We start from the raw sequence: 26,263 nt of genomic DNA, 5'->3' as shown, positions 1-26,263 counted from the left end.
AACTGTTATGGCAAACGAAGACGCTCCAAACACCCCTCCCGACATCATCAACACCCCCGAGGCCATCGACGATTCCACTCAATCGTTTGGCACGCTCCTATCAGAGTTTGAAAAGACTCATGCAGGTCGATCGAAATCAGAGAACGCCCAGAAAGAGGGCGTCGTGGTGTCGATCTCGTCAGACGCTGTATTCCTGGATATCGGCTTCAAAATCGAGGGCGTTCTCTCTCGAGAAGTGTTTGAGAACAATGCCGAAGGCGTTAGGGTTGGGGACAGGTTTCCAGTCTCGGTCAAGGGACGCAACGAGGAGGGATACTATGCCCTCTCGCGTCTGAAGATCGCACAACCAACGGACTGGTCATCCCTGGAAGAGGCCTATGCACAAAAAGCTACGGTCGTGGGAACTGTCACTGGCATCGTCAAGGGCGGTCTTACGGTCGATGTCGGCGTCCGTGCCTTTATGCCTGCATCTCGCAGTGGGACACGCGATGCAGCCGAGTTGCAGAAGCTTGTTGGTCAGGAGATTACCTGCCGCATCGTCAAACTCGATACCGCCGAAGAGGATGTCGTCGTTGACCGCCGCGCCATCCTCGAGGAACAGACCCGTCAACTTGAACAGAAACGTTATTCGGAGATGAACGAGGGAGACATCGTCAGTGGCCAGATCCGAAGCCTTACCAGCTATGGCGCCTTTGTCGACCTTGGCGGAGTGGATGGGTTGCTGCATATCAGTGATATCGCCTGGAGCCGAGTCAATAATCCCGAAGAAGTTCTCACCATCGGTCAGCAGCTACAGGTCAAAATTCTGAAGCTTGATGCCGATAGCAGGCGTATTTCGCTTGGACTCAAGCAGTTGCAACCGGAACCCTGGGACTCTGCTGCGGATAGGTATCAATTGGGTCAGCGCGTTAGCGGTACCGTGAAACGCCTTACGGACTTCGGTGCGTTCATCGAAGTTGAGCCAGGCATTGAGGGGCTGATTCACGTCTCCGAGATGTCGTGGGTCAACAAAGTGAGACGGCCTGCAGATCTTCTCAAGCTTGATGACACGGTTGAGGCCGTCATCCTCTCAATCGCCCCGGCCGAGCACCGTCTTTCCCTGGGGCTCAAGCAGGCACTTGGGGATCCATGGGAAGCCGTCCCGCAAAAATTTCCCGCAGGCTCTGTTGTCGAGGGCCCGATCGCGCGACTTACAAAGTTCGGCGTCTTTATGCAACTGACGGAAGGCATTGAGGGCCTGGTTCACATCAGCGAGATTAGCGCCGACAAACGCATCAACCATCCGCAGGATGTGCTGAAGACCGGGCAAATCGTCAAGGCCCAGGTGCTCGCTATCGATATCGAGAAACGTCAGATCAAGCTGAGCATGAAGCAGCTGATTCCTACTGATCTGGACGAGTATCTCAAGGAACATGTAGTCGGTGACCTCGTATCGGGCCGTCTCATCGAGCAGACAGGGAACAGCGCCATCGTGGAACTTGGCGAAGGCATTCGCGCTAGTTGTGCGCTAACCGCAAAGACCGAGCCGGATGCCCCAAGTCAAAGCGAAGCCAAGCTCGATCTCTCTGCTTTGAGCTCCATGCTGAACGCTCGATGGAAGGGCGAGACGAAAGCTTCGAACGCGCAGGCCGACCCACTTCGCGTTGGTCAGATGCGCAACTTCAAGATCATTACGATTGATCGCGACAACAAACGAATCGACCTGGAACTGACGTAGAAGGAGATACCGATGAGGGTTACGTTCCCTTGAGCCCATACAAAATTGCGGAGAATTGAAGAAGCTCAACTAGAACGACCAGAAATATCGCAGCAAAGTACACGCAGGCACGCAAACTCTGGTGCTCCAAGACAAGACTTGCATGCAGAAATCGGTATTCTCAGGTCGCCCTGTATCTACCAATATGTATTTAGGAAAAATCTGGCTGTCATGCAATCGGTTGCATGAAATGATCTACCTTATGCACCAAGTGAGAGTCAATCGATGGGCCTACTAGGGTGGTTGGTCCTTGGAGCCTATTTCGTCCTAATGATTGGGGTCGGTTCTTGGGCTCGTAAAAAAGTTAAGAACGTAAGCGACTTCTTCACAGCCGGCGGCTCGATGCCGTGGTGGCTCGCCGGCATCTCCCACCACATGTCCGGATATAGCTCGGCGGTCTTTGTGGGATATGCAGCACTAGCCTATACATCAGGCATCACTGTGTACTTCTGGTGGGCTTCTTCGATCGCGCTTTCACTGCTGCTGGGACTGAATGTTTTTCCGGGGAAGTGGGCACGCATGAGGCAGCGTCTCAACGTGATCTCGCCGCTCGAATACTTGAAGACCCGCTACAACCTTCCCACGCAGCAATTGTTGGGGTGGAGTGGCGCATTTTTGAAGATCTTCGACGTGGGCGCGAAATGGAGCGCATCTGCAATTCTGCTGCACGCATTCGCAGGTGTACCGTTCCTGTGGGGAGTTCTGCTAACGGGCGGTGTGACCGTAATTTACTCCGTGATGGGAGGACTTTGGGCGGATGCGCTCACCGACCTGAGTCAGTTTGTGATCCAACTGGTAGCAGGTATTTCCATGTTAGTAGCGGTCCTGATCAAGCTGGGTGGCGTGAACTCTCTCTGGCGCATGTGGAAGCTTCTGCCACCGGACCATCTGAAGCCATTTCATGGAGACTACACGGTCTTATTCGCAGCAACGTATTTTTTTGTAAACATGCTTTCATACAATGGTGGGAGCTGGAGCCTCGCGCAGAGGTTTCTTGCCTCGGCTACTCCGGCAGACGCTCGCCGGTCGTCACTGCTTTCCGCACTTCTTTATCTGCTCTGGCCGCTGGTTTTATTTTTTCCGATGTGGGCAGCCCCACTTATCTTTCCCCATCTGCAAGATCCTTCGGAATCCTATGCGCTTCTTGCCAAAGAATTGCTTCCCTCTGGCTTGATTGGTTTGGTCCTGGCAGGGTTGTTTGCGCACACGATGGCTATGACCTCATCTGATGCCAACGCAGTTTCAGCAGTAATTGTTCGGGATATTCTTCCAGCCCTTCGCGGCGGACGAGCAAAGTTGCTGGACTCGCGGCAGCTTCTGCTGGGCCGCATTGTGACGTTCTTTTTCTTGCTATTCAGCATGGTGCTTGCACTGTTTGCGTCGCACTTTGGCGGAGTCATCGGGATTGTAATTCTCTGGTATGGAGCATTGAGCGGGCCTATTGCAATCCCGATCCTGCTCGGGCTGCTGCTTCCCTTCCGGAGAAGCGGATCTGCCGCGGCGATCGGATGCTGGATTGCTGGCGCAGTGACGTTCGGCACTTTCAAGCTGTCCCCTCTGCAGGACTGGCTTGCTCTAAATCCACGCTTTACTAATGCGTTCACTGTGGGAGCACCCATGTTTGCTGCGTTTGTCACTTACATAGTGATCGGCTTCATCTCGCCTGCACCACGTGCCGCTCCTACAGCATTACTTATGACCCTCGATTCCGATATCGAGGAAACTGCAACACTTCGATAGGAAACCTTACAGGAAAACTTGATTTCATGAGCATCACAGCAGAGACACCGAAAACTCCGATGGACATCCATATTGCTAGCACACGCAAGGACCTGGGCCAAAAGGCGGCGGCAGATATTGCTGACGCAGTTCGCGCCGAGCTTCAGAAGAAACCAAGCCTTCGCATTGTTTTTGCGGCAGCCCCCAGCCAAAGCGAGATGTTGTCCGCTCTGATCGGTGAATCAGGTATCGACTGGACTCGTATCACAGCGTTTCATATGGATGAGTACATTGGACTGCCAATCAGCGCTCCTCAACGGTTCGGCAACTGGCTGCGTAAGGCTTTTTTCAATCATGTTCCTCTCGCTGGCTATTATTTAATTGAACCGGGAGATGACCCAGAAGCTACGTGCAGGGAGTATGCGCTCAAACTTATTGAGGCTCCCATTGACTTTGTTCTTCTCGGCGTTGGCGCAAATGGGCACCTGGCGTTCAACGATCCCCCTGCAGACCTGGAGGATCCGCTTGCAGTGAAGGTGGTCGAACTGGACGAAGTTTGCAGACAGCAACAGGTAGATGATGATTGCTTCGCGACGCTGGACGATGTGCCTCGTACGGCAATCTCACTGACGGTGCCCGCGCTGCTGAGTGGGCGAAGGCTTTTCTGCTGCGTCCCTGGGACGAATAAGAGCGCAGCGGTTCGAGCTATGATTAAAGATCCCATCAGCGGTGAGTGTCCGGCAACCTCACTGCGAACACATCCGCACTGCACTGTGTATCTAGATAATGATTCGAGTGCCAGACTTGACCGATTCCCGGGAGGGAATGCGCTTTGAGCGAAAGACAGATCCTTGGTCGTGATCCCCGTACTGGCCAATGCATTAGGGTCCTGGTCGAAGACGGACTGATCATCTCGATTGAGGAAAGCGAAGAGGCAACTGATCTTTGGATATCGCCGGGACTAGTTGATCTGCAGGTAAATGGGTACGCGGGGCTTGATTTTAATGATGAAGGCATCGTTCCGAAGACCGTTATAGAGCTGGTACGGGCGATGCTCAGGACCGGGGTTACCTGCTTCGCGCCAACCGTGATTACTGCATCAGAGCCCATGATTCTGCGCAGTCTTCGGGCAATCGCCGAGGCACGTGCGAGCGACATGCTGGCTTCCACCTGCATACCGTTTGTGCACATGGAAGGGCCCCATATATCCCCGATTGATGGATACCGTGGGGCTCATCCTCTAGAGTTTGTGCGTCCTCCTTCTCTTGGAGAGTTTGATCGATGGCAAGAAGCCTGTGGCGGACTGGTTGGGCTTGTTACTCTTTCGCCGCACTTCGATCGATCGGATGAGTACATCGCCGCTCTTGCAGCTCGCAATGTTCATGTCTCGATTGGGCATACACATGCTTCGCCTGAGCAAATTCGGAGCGCGGTCGACGCCGGTGCACGGTTATCGACGCATCTCGGAAACGGGGTCGCTACGCAGATTGCTCGGCACCCAAACCCTATCTGGAGTCAGCTCGCGAATGATCAGCTAGCCGCATCCTTTATTGCAGATGGACACCATTTACCTGCCGAGACGTTCAAGGCGATGGTACGGGCAAAGGGCCTGGATCGATCCCTGCTGATCTCCGACACTGTCTCCCTTGCCGGTATGCCTGCTGGAACATACACGGTACCAGTTGGAGGTAGGGTGGAACTTAGCGCTGACGGACGGCTCTCGATGGAAAGAATGTCTACCCTGGCAGGCGCTACGATTCCGCTTGTGCAATGTATTGGAAAGGCTGTGAACATGACCGGGTTGTCGCTTGCTGAAGTACTCACAATGGCTACCGTGAATCCTGGCCGCTTTGTCGACGGACGTGGTTTACTGCAGACGGGCATGCGAGCGGACCTCATTCGCTTCCAATGGGCCGGTGAAGTAGCCATTCAAGAGATATGGCTGGCCGGCGAACTAATTCCTAACGCGGGAACTGCTCCATATCTGGTCTAACTTCAAGTTTTGTAGTTCCTACTTTAGACCACTTTCAAGGGGTATCGATGGGTTTCCTGGATCGGCGTAGCTTCATCCAACTTGCTGGCGCCAGTTTGTCGAGCACAGCTTTTTCGTCATCAGCGCAACCGAGCAGGGTTCCAGACTCTGCAACTCCACGGCTCGGACTGGTCGTACAAGTGAAGAAAGGCGGAACGTCCGAAGAAACCATCAAACATGTCCATGACTTGGGATTTCCAACCTGTCAGATTTTCTTCAATGAGTTGAGTATGCGCGAAGCTGCTCCTCTAACGGCTGCAATGAAGAAGTATGATGTACAGGTTTCTGCGCTAAGTGAGCATAATCCTGGACCTAGGATCTTCGACTTTGACCAGGGCCCGTCCACAATCGGCATCGTTCCGCCAACGTTTCGCAGGGAGCGGATTGACGCCCTGAAGCTTGCCGCAGATTTCGCCAGGACTTGCGATATTTCCGCTATCCATAGTCACCTCGGCTTCATTCCAGAGGATCCAAATGATCCCCTCTATACAGTGGCAATTAATTCCATCAAAGAAGTTGCACGCCACTGCAAGGAGCAGGGGGTAATGCTTCTTTGCGAGACAGGCGAAGAGACTCCCATCACGATGCTGCGGATGATCCAGGATGTTGGCGTAGGGAATGTTTTCGTGAATCTCGATACGGCGAATCTGATTCTTTACGGCAAAGGTAATCCGTTGGATGCGATGGATGTCTTCGGGCATCTGGTGCGCGGAACCCACATGAAGGATGGACGGTTCCCGACGAATCCGCACACTCTCGGTGACGAGGTGGCGATTGGAACAGGGAAGGTTGACTTCCCTGCCCTCTTCAGAAAGCTGAAGGAAGTGAACTATACACGGACCATCGCGATCGAACGAGAGATCTCTGGCCCACAGCAGATCGCTGACATCATGCAGTCAAAGACCTTCCTGCAAAACCTCATCGACAGAACATTTCGCAATCCTAACGAAAACATATCGTCCGCCCCTTAGAAAGCACTGCAAAACAAACCGAATCCTTCGCTTTTTCAACTGATTTAAGCGATCTTAGACTGAAAATGTATGCCACTAACCAAGCCGTTGCCTGCCCCCACTATTAGTGATGTAGCGAAGGCAGCTGAAGTCTCTACGGCAACCGTATCCCGGGCATTCAGCCGACCCGAAAATGCTTCGCGAAGAGACGGTGGCACAGGTGCGTGACTTGGCTACCCAGTTGGGCTACCTGCCTAATCCAATGGCACGTGCTCTCAGTACCGGGAAACAAGGCAATATAGCTATCGTCGTTCCCGATATAGCAAACCCGTTCTTCCCACCTCTGCTTCGTGCCGCGCAAACAACTGCAGACTCAGCGGGGTTCAGCGTGTTTCTTGGAGACTCTGATGAAGACCCTTCGAGAGAGCTGCGGCTGGTGAATAAGCTACTGATGCAGGTGGAGGGATTTATTCTTGCCTCGTCACGAATGCAGAATGAGCAGATCCTGGCGCTGGGACAGCGACAGCCGGTAGTGCTGATCAACCGTGATACGGCTGGATTACCACGTGTCTTGATCGATCCTGTCGCGGGAATCGATGCCGCAGTGACGCATCTTGCGAACTTCGGGCATAAAAGCCTGGTATACGTCAGCGGACCTGCGGTGTCATGGTCGGATCAGCAGCGACATCGGGCGGTGGAGCAGGCTTCGACGCGCCACAGGATCCGTATTCAGAGCGTCCACGCAAGGCATCCAAGCTTTGACGCCGGCAGAGAGATTACGGGAAGGATTCTTGAGTTGGACGCTACCGCGGCCATCGCGTTCGATGACTTTGTCGCTCACGGATTGCTCGCTGGTCTTGCGGAGAAAAAGATTATTGTTCCACGCGATTTCAGCGTGATTGGAAGCGATGACGTGCTTGGTGCATCGACTTATCCAGCCCTTACCGGCGTTTCAGCACGTTGTGACGAGGCGGGACGCATGGCGGCCGACCTGTTGATTGGTGTGCTACAAACGGGTAAACATGGTGACGTCCGGTGCCTCTTGGAAACGTGGCTGGTGACGCGTGGCACCACGGGTCCCGCTCCTCACCGTCGTACGCCAAAGGTTACTAAGTCCGGCCGTATCCGATCCTCCTCAACTGCGACTACGACCTGAGTTTTCTCCTAAGCCGTAACCAGCTTCGGCAACTGAGATTTCGTCTCCGATCCGACCACTCAATAAAAACGCGGGGCTGTATCCAGTTACTCCCGTTGAGAGCAAATTACCAGTTCTCGTTGAGGTCGAGTACACCCGCCTGCATAGTTCGCCACCGAATTAGAAAACAGGGAGACTTGCGAACCGCTAAGGGTGGGTGCGGTAGGAAAGGATGTGGAAGGGGCCGGCGTTGCCGTTGACGCTATTGGATTCGACGAGAACCTCGAAATGTGGCAGGGTGCCGTCTGGACGTTTGACCTGATTAAGAAATGGAAGGAGGGCGTCGTCGTTCAAGAGAAAATCGGTGATCGCCTCGGTACCTGCCATGGAGTTGCCTTCGATGACTAGGGCGTTGCCGTTCCGGTCGAGGTTGGAGATGAATGCCAGGACACCGAGGACGTGTTGCTTGGGGTCTGAGTCGGAGGCGAAATAGCGGTCGGGCTCTCCGGGCTGAGGCTGGCGGTTGATGAAGCTATAGATGTGATGGACGCCGTCGTTGGAGCCGTAGAAGTTCATCTGGGGCTCGTAGAGCTCGAGCCAGGGATTCGCGCCGCGGGCTCCAGAGAGGATGATGTTGCCCTGCTTGAGTTCTTCCACGCTCAGATCTCGAGAATACTTCAGGATGAGGCGATCAGAAGAGGCAAAGGGAAGCTGCTGAATGCGGCGAAAAAGGTTGAGGTCGACGAAGGAGGTGTAGCGACGATTGGCGATGTTGCGAATCTCGTCGGCCCGATCGCGTGGGAGGCCTTGGAGCTCCTGATTGAAGTCGTGACCGAGGTACTCGGCCAACGTGGTGTCCTTCTTGGTCATCCAGTGCAGAAGCACCAGGCCATTGTCGGCAGCAACAAAGGTCGTCGGACGAGAGGGCTGGAAGATTCGGCTCCAGAGAGGATGGAGTGGCAGCGAAACGGAACGCTGGGCGCGATAATGCAAGGACCATAGAACAAGTGAGAGGCCCACGACGATGAGTCCCAGGAGACAGAAGGGGAGAAAAAGAGGGTTTGTATTCCACTTGGTCCGCGAGGGGACCTCAGCGGTTATAAATGGCATCTCTGTGATGAGCTGAGGAGCGGGAGGAACTTTAGAGATGGGGACCACCATCGGGGCTGTGCGATCGAAGCGCACGATGTACTCACCTTTTGGGACGGTCACACGAAAGGTGTCCATGGGGAAGTCCGAGGCATACTGCTCAAGTCTCTGGCGGAGGCGCACCATGTGTGAGCGAACGATGGTATCGACACCGGGATTGAATTCATCACCGCGTTTAAAGACCTCGACGGCAATGTTCTGTTCGTTGAGAAGCGCGGTGTGTTTAAGCAGCGTCTGTTCCGCCAGATAGAGCAAGAGCTGCGATAGGCGCGAAGACTTGGAAAAGCGTGAGGAATTGACGATCCGCAAGACCGCCTGCCAACGCTCATCTCCCATTAAAGAAGATGATGTGTGCGAAGAGAGTTTTGGCAAAAGCGCTGACACTTTTTTAATTATGAAGAATACTCATGAAATTTCGGTAAACCGTAATTCGAGACAGGTATGAAGTTGATTTGCTTTCAATGACTTCCATCCTTGTCACATTGTGAAATCACATTGTGACGGTGAAATGAGACTGTCTTGAAGGTTATTGGCTCTCTAGCGTTGAGAGCAGTAGGAGCGAGTTGGCCGGCAATTCTGCCGTGCGATCGCTCGAATTGGAGAGCCAGCGTGAATCGCAAACTTTATCTTCTCTTTATCGTCGTCTTTCTGGCGTTTTCCAGAGTCTCTTTCGGCCAGGCAAACGCTGTGGACGCTGCAGTCAATGGCTATGTGCTCGATCCCTCGAGGAGTTCAATTGGCGGATCGCACATTACTCTTATCAACGTCGGCACAGGGATTTCACAGGAGACTACAACCGATGCCAACGGCTACTATCGGTTTCCCCTGGTGCATGTAGGCACGTACCGTCTGGAGGCTACAGCGGACGGCTTCCAGAAGACGACGCAGGAAGGGATTCTACTCAACGTGGGCCAGGAGGCTCGGATCGACATCTCTCTCGCAGTGGGGAATGCCTCGGAGACGGTGCAGGTGGATGCGGGCGCGAGCTTGATGGATACGGGTACCTCAACCATCGGAGCAGTGCTCGATCAGCATGAGATCGAGAATCTTCCGATCGCGTCGCGCAACCTGTTCAATTATCTTCTGCTCTCGCCGGGGGTGATCGGCATTCCAACGAACACGTTCTCGACAACACAGTTCACCTTTGGCGGTACGGAGCGCTCGCAGTGGAACCTGGACGGACTGGACAATACGCAGCACGGTTCTAACCGGCAGATTCGACTGATTATTGTTACACCGGAGGCGGTGGCCCAGACCCAAACACTATCGAGTGGTTATTCAGCGGAGTTTGGCCGCGCGGCGGGAGGACAGATTAACGTGGTGCTCAAGTCGGGAACGAATCAGTTTCACGGCTCAGCGCTGGGCCAGTGGCGGCCACTGGATCTGCAGGCGATTCCGACGCTGGCGAAGGCGCAGCCCGACCGCAGCTGGTGGGACGTCGCCTTCACGCTGGGAGGTCCAATCATTAAGGACAAGCTCTTCTTCTTTGGGCAATATGAGAACAATCCCTATACTCTTCCCCAGGCGATTACGATCACTCCGACCAATGCCGCGGCCTTGGGGCTGGCGTCGGATCAGATTGGGACCGCCCCCTTTGGGGAAACCTATCGAACTCTTGTAGGAAAAGTGGATTTCAACCTGAATGCGAAGAACAGCGGCTACGTTCGCTATGCGCGTTTCACCAATCAACAGCCCAACAACGCAAGCGGACTGACGATCGCTGATCGTGGATCGCATTACACCGATCACCAGAACGGCGGCGGCCTGCAGCTGGCAACCGTGATCTCCGACCATCTGCTGAACGAGGTACGCTTCGGCATGATTCAGCGCGATACGGGGAACTTTCCTCTGGTGAATGGATCGACTTACGGCAACGCGCTGATCAACATCAGCAGTGTAGCTAATATCGGATTCAGCCCATTGACCACGACGACCACGACCGAGCGCAGCACAAGTGTGGTCGACAACGTCACCTGGACGAGTGGCCGCCACACCATCAAATTCGGCGGCGAGTACGATCATGAGCTCTTTGCCAATCTTTCCGGAACAGCTCCCACCTTCAGCTTCAACGGTCTGGCCGCGGACGATGCGACCAAACGTCCGGCGGTGAGCTCGGTCGATCAATTCCTCAATACGGTTGCAGGCAAGGTTGACCCTGCAACAGGCATACCCTATACCTACAGCACTCTGACGACGTATGGCGGAAATCCGGCGATCCGAATTGCCTTCAACTTTCTGAACTTCTTCGCGCAGGACGAGATTCGCTTCAGCCAGAACCTGAGCATCAACGTTGGCGCACGTTACGAGGCAATCCTGTTTCCGACCTTCGATGCGCAGGCTCCGTATCCTCTGTCTCGTAGCGTTCCCAACGATTACACCGATATTGCTCCGCGCATCGGTCTGACCTGGTCTCCCTTCGGATCATCGAAGACGGTAGTGCATGCGGCGTATGGAATGTACTACGATGTTCCTGGGCTTGGTACTTTCTACAACGCCGCTCAAGTGAACGGTCATCGTCTGCTGAACTATCTGGTGACGGGCGGACAGGCGGGAGCTCCGGTCTTTCCGAATGTGCCGGACCTAAGTGGATCGACCTCCCCGGTCAAGCCAAGCATCACGGCCTTCAACCCGGATTTTCACAACGCATATCAGCATCAGGCTAACCTGCAGGTCCAGCAGGATCTGGGGCACAACTATCAGCTGACGGTGGGGTATCAATTTGCCAGCCTGCGGCACGGTCTCTACTACACCGACACTAATTTGACTCCTAAAGGGACGACTCTCGCTGATGGGCGCCCGGTCTTTTTAGGAACGAGTAACAGGCCCAATACAAACTTCGGTGCGATCAATCTGATCCGCAGCGGAGCGAATACGAGCTTCAATGGAGGCTTCGTCAGCCTTCAGAAGCGGCTTTCGCACGGCCTCGAGTTTACGGTGAACTATATGTATTCGCATGCTCTGTCCGACAACATTGGTGAGGGCGGCAGCACCAGCGATCCGACCAACCTTCGCCGCGATTACGGCAATGCGGACAACGACACGCGGCATAACCTGGTCATCCAGGGGATCTATCAGACATCCTTCGCTGCGCGCTCGCTACGCTGGGCGAATGGCTTTGAGTTTTCTTCGATGACCTTCCTCAACTCTGGCTATCCAATCAATCCGATTGCTGGCACGGACTTGAATCAGGATGGCGTGACCAACGACCGCTTGCCCTTTGTAGCCCGCAACAGCCTTCGCGGCAGCGGACTGTCGCAAGAGGACGCGCAGATCAAGCGGTACTTCAACTTCGGCGAGCGGTTCCATCTGGCCGCCTTCGCTCAGGCAGAGAATCTGCTGAACACCAACAACCTGAACTGCAATACCACGAGCGGGTGCACGGGCTCGGTTATCAACGCACAGAATGCGAGCAACTTTCTCACGCAGACCTCGGCTCGCACCTCGCGTAACACACAGTTCGGACTGAGTCTGAAGTTCTAAGACTCGTAACCTTGGCCGACGCAGAGGACCAGCGGTCCTCTGCGTGTAGTTCCTTATCTTCTGGGAGTTTTGCACATGCGGCTTCGCTTCATCGCGTCTTCGATTGTGACGGCAACCTTTATGTTCGGTCCGGCTGGATTGTTGGCTCAGGTTGCCCAAACGCCGCTTCATGTTAAACATGCGATTCAGGATAAAAACTTCTACCTGTTGTCAGTGATCGAGAACGCCCCTAAAGTATCGGCTGCACTTTTGACCGATAGAGAGTTACAGGAGATCGGCGCGGAGCGGAGAGAATATCTCAATCTCGCACTGCGATCCTGCAAAGGAAACGCAGTCTGCACGATGAGGAGTCTTCTTTGGACGGAGGAGGAGATTCGCAACGTCTCCTTTGCTCTTGAACGGCTTTATCGCGAGAACGCAGTGTTGCGAGAGATGGTTGACCATGATCTTCGCCCCAGTGGGGCATATGTTCTTTATCAAAACAAGAGTGGAGATGAGCTTCTGGCTGCTGCCTGGGAGATCTGCGCTCGTGGGACGAATAACGTGATCGCGGTCTACGGGCAGGGTGCGCTTCCTCGCTACCCTTTAATCGATTCCATCTCCTTTGATGTGAGCTCGCAGGAGTTTCAGCAGAAGATAACGGCTCTGGCGCAGAGGCTGGGAGCAGAGCCTGCGGACTCGGAGCTCTTCTTCTCCTCCTCACTCAAGGCTGCGCTTAAGTTGTTGGCGATGAACCGCCGCGATGAGGCAGGACGAGAAGAGCCGATGGAAACGGTAGGGAACGTCGCTGCAATCAAGACAATTCCCCGTGTCGACTGGAGTAGGTATCCATACTCGGCGATTGTGGTTCCGGGGGCAGGACCGAGCGATCCGAATACGGCTCTTTCCGAGTCCGGCCGTGCTCGTACAAAGCTTGCGGCGGAGGCCTATCATGCGGGTAAGGCTCCGTTCATCTTGGTCTCTGGGGGCTACGTACATCCTTCGCAGACGCGTTTCGCGGAAGCGCTTGAGATGAGGAGGGCTCTGCTGGCGGACTATCACGTTCCTGAGGCGGCGATCCTGATCGATCCCCATGCACGGCATACGACAACGAATCTGCGAAACGCGGTACGGGAAATCTATCGCTACAGCATTCCCATGGAGAAAGCGGTGCTTGTGATTAGCGATAAAGGACAGATCGACGGGATTGCAAACCAGGCCTTTGCGTATCGATGTCTGAAGGAGATGGGATATCTGCCTTACAAGATCACCGATCGTCCGTCGGAGACAAGCGTGGTCTTTCTTCCAAAGATCGAGTCACTTCAGCAGGATCCACTTGATCCTCTTGATCCGTAAAGAGATTTGGGAGATATAGCTTTTCGAGAACAGATTGGAGATGAAGATGAATCGTAAATCATCGACCGCAGCACTATTAATCGCCATGCTGTTCTTTCCGCAGGCGGCTTATCCCTGGGGCGCTCGCGCCCACTCGGTAATTGATCGCACCGCGGTGGATCTGCTGCCGGAGGATGGACCGGTCTTTCTGAAGAAGTACGTGGACTATATCGCAGGATCGGCGAGCATCCCCGATACATGGCGTGGGGCATCGGAGCCATTCTCGAAGATCGAAGAAGATCCTAACCACGGATGGTTTCGTGAACAGTTTGCTTTTATGAAGGTAATTCCTCGCTCAAGGTATGAGTTTGTGCTGGAACTGTACCGTGAGAATCTTCGAATTCGAAAGAGCGATCCTGAAGACGCAAAGCGAATGAACGTGCGCTGGACTGGCACGTTGCCTTACGCTGCAGCCGAGGTCTACGGACACCTCGTGGCGGATATGGGTCTGCTAAGGCGAGAGCGAGCCGCGGGCAGAGATACAACGTTCCTAGAGCAAAACTGCGCTTTTTATGTTGCGTGGATGGGGCACTACATCGGCGATGGGGCGCAGCCGCTGCACGATACGATTCATCACGATGGATGGCAGGGGCCGGATCCGAAGGGATATACGCGCGATACCAAAATTCATGGGCGTTTCGAGTCAGCCTATGTGGATGCAATTGGCCTCACAGAACAAGACATCGCTCCCCGTATAGGCACGCCCGGACATCTTCAAGGGGACGTGTTCGAGCTGATCCTTGCTCATCTCGATGAGTCGGGAGGTAAAGTCGAGGGTATTTATCAGATGTATAAGCGAGGCGCCTTCAATGATGCGCATGATCAGGATGCGAGGGAGATGGTCTATAGTCAGACCGCGGCTGCAGCCAGGATGCTTCGCGATCTGGTGTACCGCGCATGGCTTGAGAGCGCTCTGTCTACAACGCTTGAGAAGCCAGGTCCAATTGACCCGAATCATCCGCATTACAATCCGGAGACGGGTTCGGCTCCCGCTAGCGTATCGCCAGATGTGGTGCACCGGTAGGCGATGCCGACTGGCTTGCGCTAAGAACAACTGTCAGTGAAATCTACTGTGAAAAGCGAAGGCCGTTGAGAGGTTTGCGCCCTTCAGGGCTGCCACCGCCTTTCGCCAGAGGCTTAAAGTTCCAGATTGTCAACCATCTCAGAGTTGGGCCGTTCGCTCTACACAACGGTGCTTTTGGGGAGTAATAGTGCAAGCGCGGTGTTCAGTATCCATGTATGTCTTCGCTTTGTTCCAGCTTTTGAGGTAAAAGATTGGTACGTACGATCAGGCGGGAGACGCCGTCTTTGTCTATGATTCGTTCAAGATGAGGAACCTGACGCATGAATAAAGCGGATGGTCACGAGACAGCAAACCGCCTCTCTGCAATTGTCGCGAACTCTCTGGACACTCAGGCGAAGACGCAAGATTTGGCGCGCCAAGCGTATCAAAGCCGCACTCAGTTCCACAGATTGTTCCGAACAGTGATCGAAGACACTCCGGGAGCCATGCGACGACGGCTCTTGTTGGAAAGAGCGGCATATCAACTGGCACATACCGGACTGTCGGTCACGGATGTCGCCCTGGACGCCAATTACGGTTCGTTGGAGGCGTTCACTCGTGCTTTTCGAAAAGCTTTTCGGACCTCTCCCAGCCTTTACCGGCGCATACGTGATCCGCATTTTCATCTGCCGGCGTCCAACAAAATTCACTTTCTTGCACCTGGTTCCCCAACAAAAGGAGGGGATATGGATTTATTCGATCGCTTTGCAGGCAACGACTCCTGGCATACGCGGCGTTTGCTGGAGTACGCCAATACTTTGACAGAGGAGCAATTGGATCGGCCGCTGCCCACCGTCATAGAGCTGCTGCCCTGGCGGGAGTCGAATAAGACTCTGAGGCAGTTGTTGGAAAACATCATCTTCACGAAAGAAGTCTGGACCGCCGCGCTCTCCGGAGTCGATATGGATGTGAACGGCCCACCTAAATCGCAACGCTCCCCGCAAGCTATGCTGCAAAGGCTCGAAAAGACCGATGCTGAACTACATCGTATTTTAAGGGACGTCCGAAATCGCTCCGCATGGGATGACACGTTCGTTGATGCTCTCTGCGAACCAGCTGAGACCTTCACGTTCGGTGGCGTCTTTGCCCATATCATGACATTCAACGCACATCGTCGATTGATGGCCTTAGACGCTCTACGCCAACTCGGCGTCCAAACCGAAGGTTTCGGCGATCCTATGGAATATGAGGAAAGCGTGGCGCCTTGGAACCGGCAGGTCGCTCTCAAAACTCCCTAAGAGCCACGACGCTCCTCAAGTTCCTCCTAAGCAACTGCTCTCGGGAAGGTAAGGGACCAGGTCATCACAAATCTCAAAGATCTGGGAGTTTAGGCTCTACGAGGACGGAACTGCTGCTGCGATTCAACGGCGCACGTCGAGCGGGATCCGGCCATCGCGCCTTTGCTCATATAACCAAAGCCACTCCCATGATTCGCACCATCAAAATCGTCCGAGTCGGAAAGTAGACTTGCTTGAAACATCGTATTGCGACATAATATACATGTACGGAAAGATCAAAGTTATCGATGAAATCGGATGAGCACGAATTCGACCACATACTTTCCGAGTTGGCATCTTTCCGCTATCTCCTTCGTAAATTCCTACGTTTCAGCGAGAGCGCTGCGCGTGAGGTAGATATCACACCGCAACAACATCAACTCATGCTTGGCATCGCCGGTTTTACCGGCAGCGGCAAGGCCACCGTGTCTGAGCTGGCAGAGTTTTTGCAGGAGCGACATCACTCCGTAGTGGGTTTGATCGACCGGGCTGTTCTCAGCGGCTTGGTTCGCCGTGAGAGCGACTCGTCCGATCGTCGTATCGTCGTCGTCTCTCTCACATCGCGGGGCCGCGGCATCTTGAAAAAGCTTTCGGTTAAGCATCGCGACGAACTGAATCGATTGCACGAAGAACTACTCAGGTTTGCGACAAGAGGCAAACTGAAGTCGGTTTCTGAGTCCTCAACAACGCATACATCTGATAAGGAAAGTCATCGTACTGTGACTCATTTATGAAAGAACATCAAGGCTGGAGAAGTTATCTTCGGCATCCATTACTTCGCAAATACGCTCCATTGGTCCACGAGGACCTCACTGCTGTCTATGCTCGCGACCTCCAGAAATGGCTCATCATTGCACCCATCATCGGAGTCACTACCGGGCTTGCGATTACCGCAATTGCGGTTGTCATCCTGCAGAAGATGTGGCCTCCCGTTCTGCACTACTACCTCGCCCATCATTGGGCCATCGTTCCAGGGCTTGTTCTGGCATTTCTGTTGGCCGGCCTCATCATGCAGTTCCTCACGCCCGATCCCGATGAGCATTCCACCGAAGAAGTCATCCGGTCGTATCACGAGCATCAGGGCCACATGAATCTGCGCCCTTTTGGAGCCAAAATCCTGGCCGCTGCCGCAACTGTGGGTCTTGGAGGCAGTGCTGCTCTTGAAGGTCCGAGCATCTATGGCGGCGGCGCCATCGGCTCGTGGATCTGGGCGCGGTTCCGTTCCTTCCGCGGCTTTCATCTCGACGCCCGTGATCGACGCATCATGCTCATCTGCGGCGCTGCAGCGGGCATGTCCGCCGTCTTTCGCGCTCCACTCACAGGCATCGTGTTCGCGCTTGAAATGCCGTACAAGGATGATCTCGCGCATGAAGCTCTCTTACCCTCGCTTATTGCGTCCGTCGTCTCCTTCATGACGCTTAGTTCTTTTCTCGGCAGTGATCCGCTCTTTGACTTCGCATCTGCCACATCCTTCACTCGCAAAGATCTGCTCTGGAGCGCGCTGCTTGGCCTTATCATTGGCCTGTTAGCGATGGCATTCGTCATCACCTTCCGCCGCGTTCGCACCTTCTGCGTCGATCTGGCATGGCCGCACTGGGCTAAGATGTCTGCCGGCGGTCTTCTCACCGGCTTGTGCGGTCTTCTCTTCCTGCAGTTCTACAACGGCGGTCTGGTGCCCCTCGGCCCGAACTACGAAGCCGTGGACATCATCCTCGCCAGTCCCCACAGCAGCCTTGAGTTGGTGACCTTTGGCGTCTTCAAGCTGGCAGCCACCATCTTTACCTTGGGCGTTGGCGGCGTCAGCGCCATGTTCGTACCTCTCTTCCTCTCTGGGGGCGCCTTCGGTCTGGCCTTCTCACAGTCGATCGTGCACAGCACGATACCTGCGCTCTATGCGGCGGTCGGCATGGCCTGCTTTATCTCCGCAGGCTACAAGACTCCACTCGCCGCCGTCGTCTTCGTTGCAGAGGCAACAGGTGGACATGCCTTCATCATTCCTGCACTTATCGGGTCGGCAGTCGCCTACGCGGTATCCGGCGATGCTTCGGCCTCTGGGGATCAGCGCCTGCATGAGGCGGTGCGCGTCACCGAGCTGCAGGATCTTCCAGTCAGCCAGATCATGCAGACCGAAATGATCTCAACTTCCGCCGCTATGACTCTGCGGGAGTTCACCGCCATGCTTTCCCCGCATACACGACATGAGATATTCCCGGTTATCGACGACGGCAAAATCGTCGGCACCTGCAGCCTCTGGTCGCTCAGTCAGGTCCCACCAGAAAAATGGGGAACCACGCGTGTGCGCGACATCATGCAGCGCCGGGTTCAGAAAGTTCCTCCGGACACAAACGCGACGGAGGCGCTTCGATTGTTGCTCGCGCAAGACTGCGAGCCTATGCTCCTGGCGGTTCAGGCCAGAGATAAAGTTGTTGGTGTCGTAACCAAGACAAACATATTGCAAGCATTGAAACTGCGAAGCGAGAGTATGGCGGAGACGGCAGAAACCTCGCTTGTCTCTACTGGCGTTGAGGTCCTCTGATACTAAGTTGACCTTCAGCTGAGCCGGGTGTCTGCCTCGATGAGTGCTTCTTTGCGAGCAAGAGGAAATCTCCATGGCGGATACTCCGGTTTCAAATGCAACAAAACTGAACTCAGGGGACTTCACAAAACATCAGTTCGGCGTTGCTCTAGAGCCGCAGGTCATCAAAATATGCTGCATCGCGGTCATGGTGGGCATCATCGGCGGTCTTGTCGCCCAGGGCCTGCTAGAGCTCATCTATTTCTTCACTAACCTTATTTTTTACGGCAGGCTATCTTTCGCGGTTAGCAATCCGGCCAACAATCATCTCGGCCTCCTGGTCATTCTCATTCCGCCAATCGGTGGCCTGATCGTCGGCCTCCTCATCTACTTTCTTGAGCCCACGCTTAAGGGCCACGGCATACCTGAAGCGATGGAGGCCGTACTCTTCGGTCACAGCCGCATGCGCCTTCGTGTCGCCATCCTGAAACCCCTGGCCACAGCCTTCGCCATCGGCACAGGTGGTCCCTTCGGCGCGGAAGGTCCCATCATTCAGACCGGTGGTGCCATCGGCTCTCTCCTAGGCCAGGCCCTCGGACTCACACCCTATTATCGTCGTGTCTTGTTGGCTTGCGGTGCTGCCGCCGGCATGGCGGCCACATTCACTGCTCCACTAGCTGGCATCCTTGTCGCCGTTGAATTGCTGCTCTTTGAGCTGCGCGCACGCTCCTTCATCCCTGTGGCGCTAGCTTCTGCGGCAGCTACTGGCGTACGAATCTACTTTGCCGGTTGGAACCCGCTGTTTCCGACGCCGGCATTCAAGCTCACAGGCGTCAGCGAGCTGTGGCTTTTCGCGCTCATGGGAATCCTGATGGGTCTGGTAGGTCTGTGCATGATCCGCACCCTCGACTGGCTCGAAGACTTCTTCGATAAACTTCCCTTCAAATACGCGACCGTCTGGTCTCCGGCAATAGGCGCGCTCATCCTGGGCGTCATCGGATATTTTGTTCCGCAGGTCTTCGGCACGAGTTACGACACTATCCGAGAAATGCTCAACGATCACCTTAGCGTGGCCAGCCTCATCAGTATTGCTGTGGCCAAATTCTGGGCGCTCGTCATCTCACTCGGCTCAGGCACAACCGGCGGCGTCTTTGCGCCCTCCCTCGTTGTCGGCGGAGGACTCGGTTCTGCTTACGCCACAGTTTGCCAGCATTTTTTTCCGCGTCTCGTCAGCGACCCGGCCTTCTATTCGCTCGTAGCCATGGCCGCTGTCTTTGGCGGCATTGCGCGCGCGCCTTTCACCAGCATCGTCTTCCTCTTCGAACTCAGCCACAATCCCAACTCTCTCCTGCCCCTTGTCGTCTCCGTCATGATCGCCGACGGATTCGTCCGTCTCTGCAGCCGCGATTCCATCATGACCATCAAACTCGTCAAGCGCGGCCTTATCATCAGCCAGGACTACTCCGTCCCGGTGCTGATGCGCGCGAGTATCGATCAAGTGATGAAAAGAGAATTCAATATCGTTCACAGCGATGAGACATTACGATCCGTCATCGAAAAGTACAAGCCGAGTGAGATCGGTTTCGTTCCCGTCGTCAACGCGGATAAAACGCTGCTGGGCATCGTGGAAGCACATGACCTTATGCGTATCGAGCCGCCCGATCATCACTTCACGATGCAGGAGCTCGCACGTCAGGACTACGTGCTCGCCTACCCTGGCGAATCCGTCGATCAGGTACATCGCTCCATGATGCTCAAAGATGTTGAGAACGCCGTGGTGGTTCAATCCCGGCAAACGATGAACGTCGTCGGCATCGTTCGAGCCAATGACATTCTGCAGCTTCGCCGCTGGCTGCTCGAAGAAGAGACAGGGGATTTGCGCCGCACCACTCTCGAACAACCCGCGCGCAACCTCGAGTAGCAGGATCGCAAATCCGTCGTACTATTGTCTCGTATCTGAGGAGATGATCTAACCAAATCGCTCTATTTCCTGCTGAACGCCTATCGCGCGCTCTATATAGCTACCCTTTGTTTCCTGGTTTCAGCACAAATGGGATCTGGATTCCCTCTCCTCTTGCGCTGCGAGGCAAGTCTGACAATCGAGACGGTAAACTGATTTAGATACCTCCGTTTCATAAGGGATCAAGCTTCCCAAGTGATTTGTATCGAACAGCCGATGGCGAACAATACCACGAGATTGACTACAACACGCCAATTGATTCTCCGCGACTCCATTACTTTCCTGAGTCTGACGGCGATCACCGCCGTGCTGTTCGTTGTCACTCTATTTTTGTTTCGTTCTTTCCAGGAACACCGTGCGGAGCTCGCAAAACGCTGGTCGGATCGTGGCAGAGCAGCCTTGCGGACGAATAGACCCGATCAGGCGATCACATTCTACCGAACTGCGTTGTCCTACGCACCGGGAGAACGGAGCTATGAGTTGATGCTGGCTGAGGCTCTGGCGCAGGCGGGCAGGACCGAGGAGGCCTATAACTACTTCATAGGGTTACGAGAGGAGCGCCCAGGAGATGGCTTCATCAATCTGCAACTCGCTCGTCTTACCTCAAGAAAGCATGACGTACAAGGCTCGATCAATTTCTATCGTGCTTCTATCTATGGAGATTGGGAAGGAGATGGGGCCAAACGGCGGCGCGAGGTTCGACTTGAACTGGCACGTTATCTCATCGAGCAACGACAGCTCGAACCGGCGAAAGCCGAACTGCTAGTAACCGCAGGGAACGCTCCCGAGGATCCGGAACTCGACGTGACGCTCGCTAATCTGCTGGAACAGGCTGCCGCCTCGTCAGAGGCGATGGACTTTTTTCAGAAGGCTCTTGCACGCCAACCTCACGATCAAATCGTACTGAGTGAGGCTGGCAGACTTGCATATCGCCGCGGCGACTATACGATGGCCTTCGCATTGCTCGAACGAGCAGTGCGAGAGCAACCCGGAAATGAAGAAAACGCCGTACTGCTGATGCAGATCCGACGCATTCTACAGCTTGTACCCAGCGAAGCGTTGTCAGCGCAAGAGAGAGTGGATCGTATTCTCACTGATCGAGCAATCGCCAAGACCCGTTGGAATACATGTACTGCTCCGAGCGACGGATCGCAATCGTTAGCCGCCCGTTGGGCGGGCCCAGATGCCACGACGAGCCGCTCCGAACTTCTCCATGATTCCGACAAACAAAAAACGGCAATGCAGTTGATCTACGATACCGAGGTCCAAACTAGCCAACGTTGTGCGGCTCCCACTGGAGACGATGCACTGCTTCTTTTGCTGGCGCAAGGGTCCGCAACGAAAGGGGACGGCCATTAGCGCAACATCACAGCTACCGAGACCACCAATCGCTTCGGACTCAGAGCCATCTATCCCGGGACGCGAGGAGCGGATCTTGCTCTTGCTGTCCATCTTTATTGGCATCATCTCCGGGTTACTGGTTGTATCTTTCCGCATGGCGATAGCCTGGGTGAATGTGCTGTTGCTCGGCTCTTCGCCGGGGCCCCGGCAACTGAGGCTGCTGATTGCGCCGACCGTCGTCGGGCTTATCGTTGCAATACTGACCCGCTTCGTCTTTCCAGAGGTGCGGGGCAGTGGCATCAACCAGACTAAAGCCGCGATGTATATCCACAACGGATATATCTCGTTCCGTACAGTCTGTGGTAAATTTCTCCTCTCTGCCTTAGCGATCGGTGGCGGTCATTCCCTCGGCCCAGAAGATCCTTCGTTACAGATCGGCGCTGGCGTGGCTTCACTCATCAGCAGGAGACTCCAGCTCTCCAAAGCACGCCTTCGTATCTTTGCGCCGGTGGGTGCGGCAGCAGGCCTCGCTGCCGCGTTCAATGCACCCATCTCGGCAATTTTGTTCGTCATCGAGGAGGTAATTGGGCAATGGAGCGCAGGTGTACTGGGGTCAATAGTGCTGGCGACAATTTCGAGTGTAGTCGTTGCACGGTGGTTTTGGGGGGCGGAGCCCATGTTCCGCGTGCCTACCGTTACTCTGCGTGATCCACGCGAGTTGCTGGCTTACGCAGTTTTGGGAATCTTCGGAGGAATTGCCTCGCTCGCCTTCTCCAAGTCGCTGGAATATCTTCGACCCAAGTTGAAGAGTGCAGCGACATCATCGCAGATGTTACAGCCCGCGGCGGCGGGATTCCTCGTAGGCTGCATTGGCTACTTTGGCCTGCCTCAGGTCATGGGTGCTGGCTACGATGTCATCGATCAGGCGATGCACGCGCAGTTTGCATGGAAGATGCTACTGGTGCTCGCCATTTTCAAAATTATCGCGACAACTTTGTCATTTTCCAGCGGAACACCCGGAGGTATGTTCGCTCCGACGTTATTCATTGGAGCAATGCTGGGAGCGTCCGTCGGTTCGTTTGAGAAGCTCTTCTTCCCGCATCTTACTGGTTCAGTTGGCTCCTATGCCCTAGTCGGGATGGGAGTTCTTTTCGCAGCTTTTCTGAGAGCGCCGTTCACCTCGGTCTTTATGGTGATGGAGGTTAGTGGGAATTATTCAATCGTAGTGCCGGTGATCCTTGCGAATACCATCGCTTATTTGATCTCGCGGTCCCTTCAGCCAGTCCCTATCTTCGAGGTTTTGACCCATGAGGATGGCCTTTATTTACCCTCCATGGAAGAGCAACGCGAAGAGCGGGATCTTCATTTGGAAGATGCTCTGCAACCAATCGTTGTCCCGATCATTCAAGGCTCGGAAGTGATATCAGAAGCGATGCGCTCGTTGACGAAATATGGGGAGATTCAGGATTTATCTCCAATCTTGGTCCATTGTCGCGATGGCCTTTGGTATACCGCGACCAAACAGGAGCTGGATACGTTGTCGGCCGAGATGTCGATGCACCAGGTCGCCTTCAATACCGCTCGCCTCGATGAGAAGCTCGGAGCGGAACGAACTCCTTTACTCTTTCCCGATTTGCCCTTATCGAGTGCCCTCCCACATTTTCAGCGCTGGCCCCTGCTTCCTGTAATCAATCGAGCTCTTCGTGGAACACTCGAAGGAGCCGTTTCACTTGAGGATGTACTCGAACGCTACCAACAGCGTTGATACATTCCTTGGCGCCTACGCCTTTTTGTGGCACCCGTCTGATTCAATTGTTTGCGCATATCCAGAACACTCGCAATCAAAGACGATCGTCAGGCTGCTTGGCCCAGTCCGGCTGTTGCCCGCCAGAACGCGAGCCGTAGCGCCGGGGGAAGTAGTGACACAAGTGACCTTCTTCTGCAGGGGCAGTGCATGTCTGTTGAACCTCCAGAGAAAACGCCGCGATCTCGTGCTCAAGCTGAGCTTGCAATTGTTGGACGATCTCCAGATGCTTCCTCTCCACATCATCGGCCTCGAACGGATCGCGATCGAGATCGTAACGTTCGGGCTTCGGAAGCTGGCAATTTGCGCTCGCTGATCCCACCCAAAGGCCTAATACATTCGCGCAGACTTGTCTTCCGCCCAAACTTCCCCTTGCAGTCGCGTGGTAGACCATACATTTATCGGCACTAATCCGGTAAGATTTGCCACAGCATCAATTGTCCCAGACGGTACCTGATTCCAAGGAGCTGACGCAGCCATATGAGAATGACACGGCGCGAGTTCAATGCACTAAGCGCAGGCACGCTTCTCTCATCTCTTACATCTGTCGAGAATGTTGCAGCGGTAGCTATGGACGCAAGTGATTCTTCAGTCTCTCTCCCGTGGTACAGGACAATCAAGCGCATTGGCCAGACGAATTTCAACGAGCATGATGGTGATTCGCAGAATGTAGAGCAGTGGGCAAACTTCTGGACGTCGGCGAAGGTGCAGGCCGTAGCTCTATCCGTTTCGGGACCGGCCGCGTTTTATCCGTCGAAGGTTCCATACTTCCACCACAGCATCTATCTGAAAGGCCGCGACCTCTTTGGCGAGTGCGTAAGCGCTGCTAAGAAGCGCGGACTCTATGTGTACGGCCGCATGAGTCCTGACATTCAGTGGACCGATCCGAAGTTGCTGGAGGCAAATCCACTATGGTTTCGCAGAAACGAAGATGGCAGCCTGCAGCAGCCAGCGCCTGATATCGCGTACACGTGCATCTTCAGCGATCACTATGCGAAGCAACAACCGGCGATCATTCGCGAGCTGAACGCGAACTATGACATCGATGGCGTCTACATGAACGGCTGGCCGACGATGCAGGTGTGCTACTGCGAAAACTGCAACAGGATCGGTGATCCGCACTCGCAGCGATACCGTGCAGCACTGATGGATAAGGCGTTTGAGCTGATTCAGCTCTACAAAGCGACGGTGTTGGAAAAAAGTCCAAACAACTTCTACTCCTGCAATCTCGGCGGAGGTCTGAAAGAGTCTGGGCTGGACCAGTGGCGGCTGACCCGAGAGGCCAGCTGGTACACCGCAGACAACCAATCGCGTTCGGGAGTCGTGGCTCCGGTATGGCAGGACACGCAGCAAGTAAAGTTTGCGCGCGCATTGATGGGAGATCGCTCAGTCGCTGCGGTGAGCGCAAGCTATGGACGCTCCGGCAGAATCTCATGGCGTCAGACGACGGACACTTCGGCTGAGCCTTCGTTTCGCATGGCGCAGACTGCGGCCGCGGGAGGCATCATCTGGTATCACTGGCTGGGATTGGAGCAGGGATTTAAGGAAGATCGCCGCTGGCAAGCCCCGGGCCGCGACTTCCTCTCGTGGCATTCGAAGAACGATGGACACTTTCACAATAAAAGGTCACTCGCGAGCGTCGGTGTCGTGGTGTCTCCACGTTCGGTGAATCTGTACAAGGCTCCTTATACGGAGGATCGCACAGATCACCTGGAGGGTATCTATGCCGCGTTGGTAGAGGCCCGGATCCCGTTTGATTATGTCCACGAGCTGGACCTTGACCACGAACGCATTTCGCAATACTCAGTATTGATCCTCCCCAACATGGCGCTGATGTCAGATGCTCAGGCGGCAGCAATTCGCCAGTATGCCGAGCGCGGAGGTGCGGTGCTGGCCACGTTTCAGACGGGACTGTTCGACGAGACGGGGAAGGCCAGAAAAGATTTTGTTCTGGGAGCGCTGTTCGGCATCAGCAAAGCGGCCGAACCAACGCGGGCGAATGAGAAGGCTCATGAATCGATGGGTGGAATTCACCTCCAATACATCAGAGAGCGCGGTGCGCTAACGGAAGGTTTTGAGGAGACGACTTGGATTGCGGGTCCGGAGTGGCGACAGCCGATCGTGCCACATCGCGACGCGGCGATGACCTTTATTAAGCCGTATCCTGTGTATCCGCCTGAGGCTGTGTACCAGCGCGAACCGCCGAGTGACATTCCTGCGATGGTGTCGCGTGAGGTTGGCGCCTCAAGGCTGGTATATATGGCGGGCGATGTGGACAGCTCATTCTGGCGACTGGATCATATGGATCTTGGCAGACAGATAAGCAACGCGGTGAATTGGCTCCTGAAGGGAAACAACTCAGTAGACGTGGAGGGCGATGGCTTGATGGAAGTGATCGCCTGGGAGACGCAGCGGGGGGTCGCGGTGCACCTGCTTAACTACAACGGCGCAAATGCCTTTCGCGGCCACATGCGAAAACCAGTTGCACTTACCGCCCAGATTGTACGAGTGACGCTCCCTGCAGAGAAGAAGATTCGCCAGGCTTCATTGCTGCACGCAGGCACCACGGTTGCATTTCAGCAGACAGGCAACCGGGTATCGCTCACAGTGCCGAAGGTAGAAATGTATGAGGTTGTTGCACTTGAAATATGAGGACAATTCGCACGAGAATGAATGAACGTCGATTTCCATTCTGTAAGACGGACCTG

General features: G+C 54.7%; 19 protein-coding genes. 17 read left to right on the top strand and 2 right to left on the bottom strand.

Annotated elements, in window-relative coordinates; translation table 11 throughout:
* Positions 1-7 precede the first annotated feature (7 nt).
* The 7 genes from AC5S26_RS17595 (at position 8) to AC5S26_RS17565 (ending at position 7,613) form a co-directional block, all read left to right on the top strand.
* On the top strand, positions 8-1,717 hold the full coding sequence (locus tag AC5S26_RS17595) for a 30S ribosomal protein S1 (protein ID WP_494186234.1): 1,710 nt from the start codon (positions 8-10) through the stop codon (positions 1,715-1,717).
* Between the two features lie 309 nt (positions 1,718-2,026).
* A complete protein-coding gene (locus AC5S26_RS17590; protein WP_494186233.1) occupies positions 2,027-3,496 on the top strand; it encodes a sodium:solute symporter family protein in 1,470 nt (489 codons plus the stop codon).
* Between the two features lie 26 nt (positions 3,497-3,522).
* Positions 3,523-4,311 carry a glucosamine-6-phosphate deaminase gene (locus AC5S26_RS17585; RefSeq protein ID WP_494186232.1) on the top strand — a complete coding sequence of 263 codons (789 nt, stop codon included), beginning with the start codon at positions 3,523-3,525 and terminating at the stop codon, positions 4,309-4,311.
* A complete protein-coding gene (locus AC5S26_RS17580; RefSeq protein WP_494186231.1) occupies positions 4,308-5,468 on the top strand; it encodes an N-acetylglucosamine-6-phosphate deacetylase in 1,161 nt (386 codons plus the stop codon). The genes AC5S26_RS17585 and AC5S26_RS17580 overlap by 4 nt, the downstream gene beginning before the upstream one ends.
* Before the next feature lie 47 nt (positions 5,469-5,515).
* Entirely contained in the window at positions 5,516-6,478 is a 963-nt protein-coding gene (locus AC5S26_RS17575) for a sugar phosphate isomerase/epimerase family protein (protein ID WP_494186230.1), read from the top strand.
* A gap of 69 nt (positions 6,479-6,547) precedes the next feature.
* Positions 6,548-6,685: a LacI family DNA-binding transcriptional regulator gene (locus tag AC5S26_RS17570; protein ID WP_494186229.1), complete on the top strand. Its 138-nt coding sequence runs from the start codon at positions 6,548-6,550 to the stop codon at positions 6,683-6,685.
* Positions 6,651-7,613, top strand: a complete 963-nt coding sequence (locus AC5S26_RS17565) for a LacI family DNA-binding transcriptional regulator (RefSeq protein ID WP_494186228.1) — start codon at positions 6,651-6,653, stop codon at positions 7,611-7,613. Before AC5S26_RS17570 ends, AC5S26_RS17565 begins: the two co-directional genes overlap by 35 nt.
* 186 nt (positions 7,614-7,799) lie before the next feature.
* On the opposite strand, the gene AC5S26_RS17560 is transcribed toward AC5S26_RS17565, so the two are convergent.
* Positions 7,800-9,050 (bottom strand): hypothetical protein, encoded by a 1,251-nt coding sequence (locus tag AC5S26_RS17560; protein WP_494186227.1) that lies wholly within the window; start codon positions 9,048-9,050, stop codon positions 7,800-7,802.
* Between the two features lie 300 nt (positions 9,051-9,350).
* Between AC5S26_RS17560 and AC5S26_RS17555 the strand changes: the two genes are divergently transcribed.
* The 9 genes from AC5S26_RS17555 to AC5S26_RS17515 all read left to right on the top strand — a co-directional run bounded on the left by AC5S26_RS17555 (position 9,351) and on the right by AC5S26_RS17515 (position 23,516).
* Positions 9,351-12,221, top strand: coding sequence for a TonB-dependent receptor (locus tag AC5S26_RS17555; RefSeq protein WP_494186226.1), 2,871 nt, complete (start codon positions 9,351-9,353; stop codon positions 12,219-12,221).
* A 75-nt stretch (positions 12,222-12,296) separates the two neighbouring features.
* Positions 12,297-13,556, top strand: coding sequence for a YdcF family protein (locus AC5S26_RS17550; protein WP_494186225.1), 1,260 nt, complete (start codon positions 12,297-12,299; stop codon positions 13,554-13,556).
* A 46-nt stretch (positions 13,557-13,602) separates the two neighbouring features.
* The gene (locus AC5S26_RS17545) at positions 13,603-14,619 is read left to right on the top strand and encodes a phospholipase C/P1 nuclease family protein (RefSeq protein WP_494186224.1); all 1,017 of its coding nucleotides are present in this window, start codon (positions 13,603-13,605) and stop codon (positions 14,617-14,619) included.
* A 320-nt stretch (positions 14,620-14,939) separates the two neighbouring features.
* Positions 14,940-15,896 (top strand): helix-turn-helix domain-containing protein, encoded by a 957-nt coding sequence (locus AC5S26_RS17540; RefSeq protein ID WP_494186223.1) that lies wholly within the window; start codon positions 14,940-14,942, stop codon positions 15,894-15,896.
* Positions 15,897-16,183: 287 nt separating this feature from the next.
* Positions 16,184-16,669: a MarR family winged helix-turn-helix transcriptional regulator gene (locus AC5S26_RS17535; RefSeq protein WP_494186222.1), complete on the top strand. Its 486-nt coding sequence runs from the start codon at positions 16,184-16,186 to the stop codon at positions 16,667-16,669.
* Entirely contained in the window at positions 16,666-18,471 is a 1,806-nt protein-coding gene (locus AC5S26_RS17530) for a chloride channel protein (protein ID WP_494186221.1), read from the top strand. Before AC5S26_RS17535 ends, AC5S26_RS17530 begins: the two co-directional genes overlap by 4 nt.
* A gap of 73 nt (positions 18,472-18,544) precedes the next feature.
* Positions 18,545-20,371 (top strand): chloride channel protein, encoded by a 1,827-nt coding sequence (locus tag AC5S26_RS17525; RefSeq protein ID WP_494186220.1) that lies wholly within the window; start codon positions 18,545-18,547, stop codon positions 20,369-20,371.
* A 255-nt stretch (positions 20,372-20,626) separates the two neighbouring features.
* Positions 20,627-21,769 carry a tetratricopeptide repeat protein gene (locus tag AC5S26_RS17520; protein WP_494186219.1) on the top strand — a complete coding sequence of 381 codons (1,143 nt, stop codon included), beginning with the start codon at positions 20,627-20,629 and terminating at the stop codon, positions 21,767-21,769.
* A 76-nt stretch (positions 21,770-21,845) separates the two neighbouring features.
* Positions 21,846-23,516, top strand: coding sequence for a chloride channel protein (locus tag AC5S26_RS17515; RefSeq protein ID WP_494186218.1), 1,671 nt, complete (start codon positions 21,846-21,848; stop codon positions 23,514-23,516).
* A 76-nt stretch (positions 23,517-23,592) separates the two neighbouring features.
* Here AC5S26_RS17515 and AC5S26_RS17510 read toward each other — a convergent pair whose 3' ends face one another.
* Positions 23,593-23,877: a hypothetical protein gene (locus tag AC5S26_RS17510; protein ID WP_494186217.1), complete on the bottom strand. Its 285-nt coding sequence runs from the start codon at positions 23,875-23,877 to the stop codon at positions 23,593-23,595.
* A 158-nt stretch (positions 23,878-24,035) separates the two neighbouring features.
* Between AC5S26_RS17510 and AC5S26_RS17505 the strand changes: the two genes are divergently transcribed.
* On the top strand, positions 24,036-26,207 hold the full coding sequence (locus AC5S26_RS17505) for an alpha-amylase family protein (protein ID WP_494186216.1): 2,172 nt from the start codon (positions 24,036-24,038) through the stop codon (positions 26,205-26,207).
* Positions 26,208-26,263: the final 56 nt, after the last annotated feature.

This window comes from Edaphobacter sp. FHG110511_03 (genome assembly GCF_059115365.1).
This window is presented reverse-complemented; position numbering and strand designations above follow the sequence as displayed.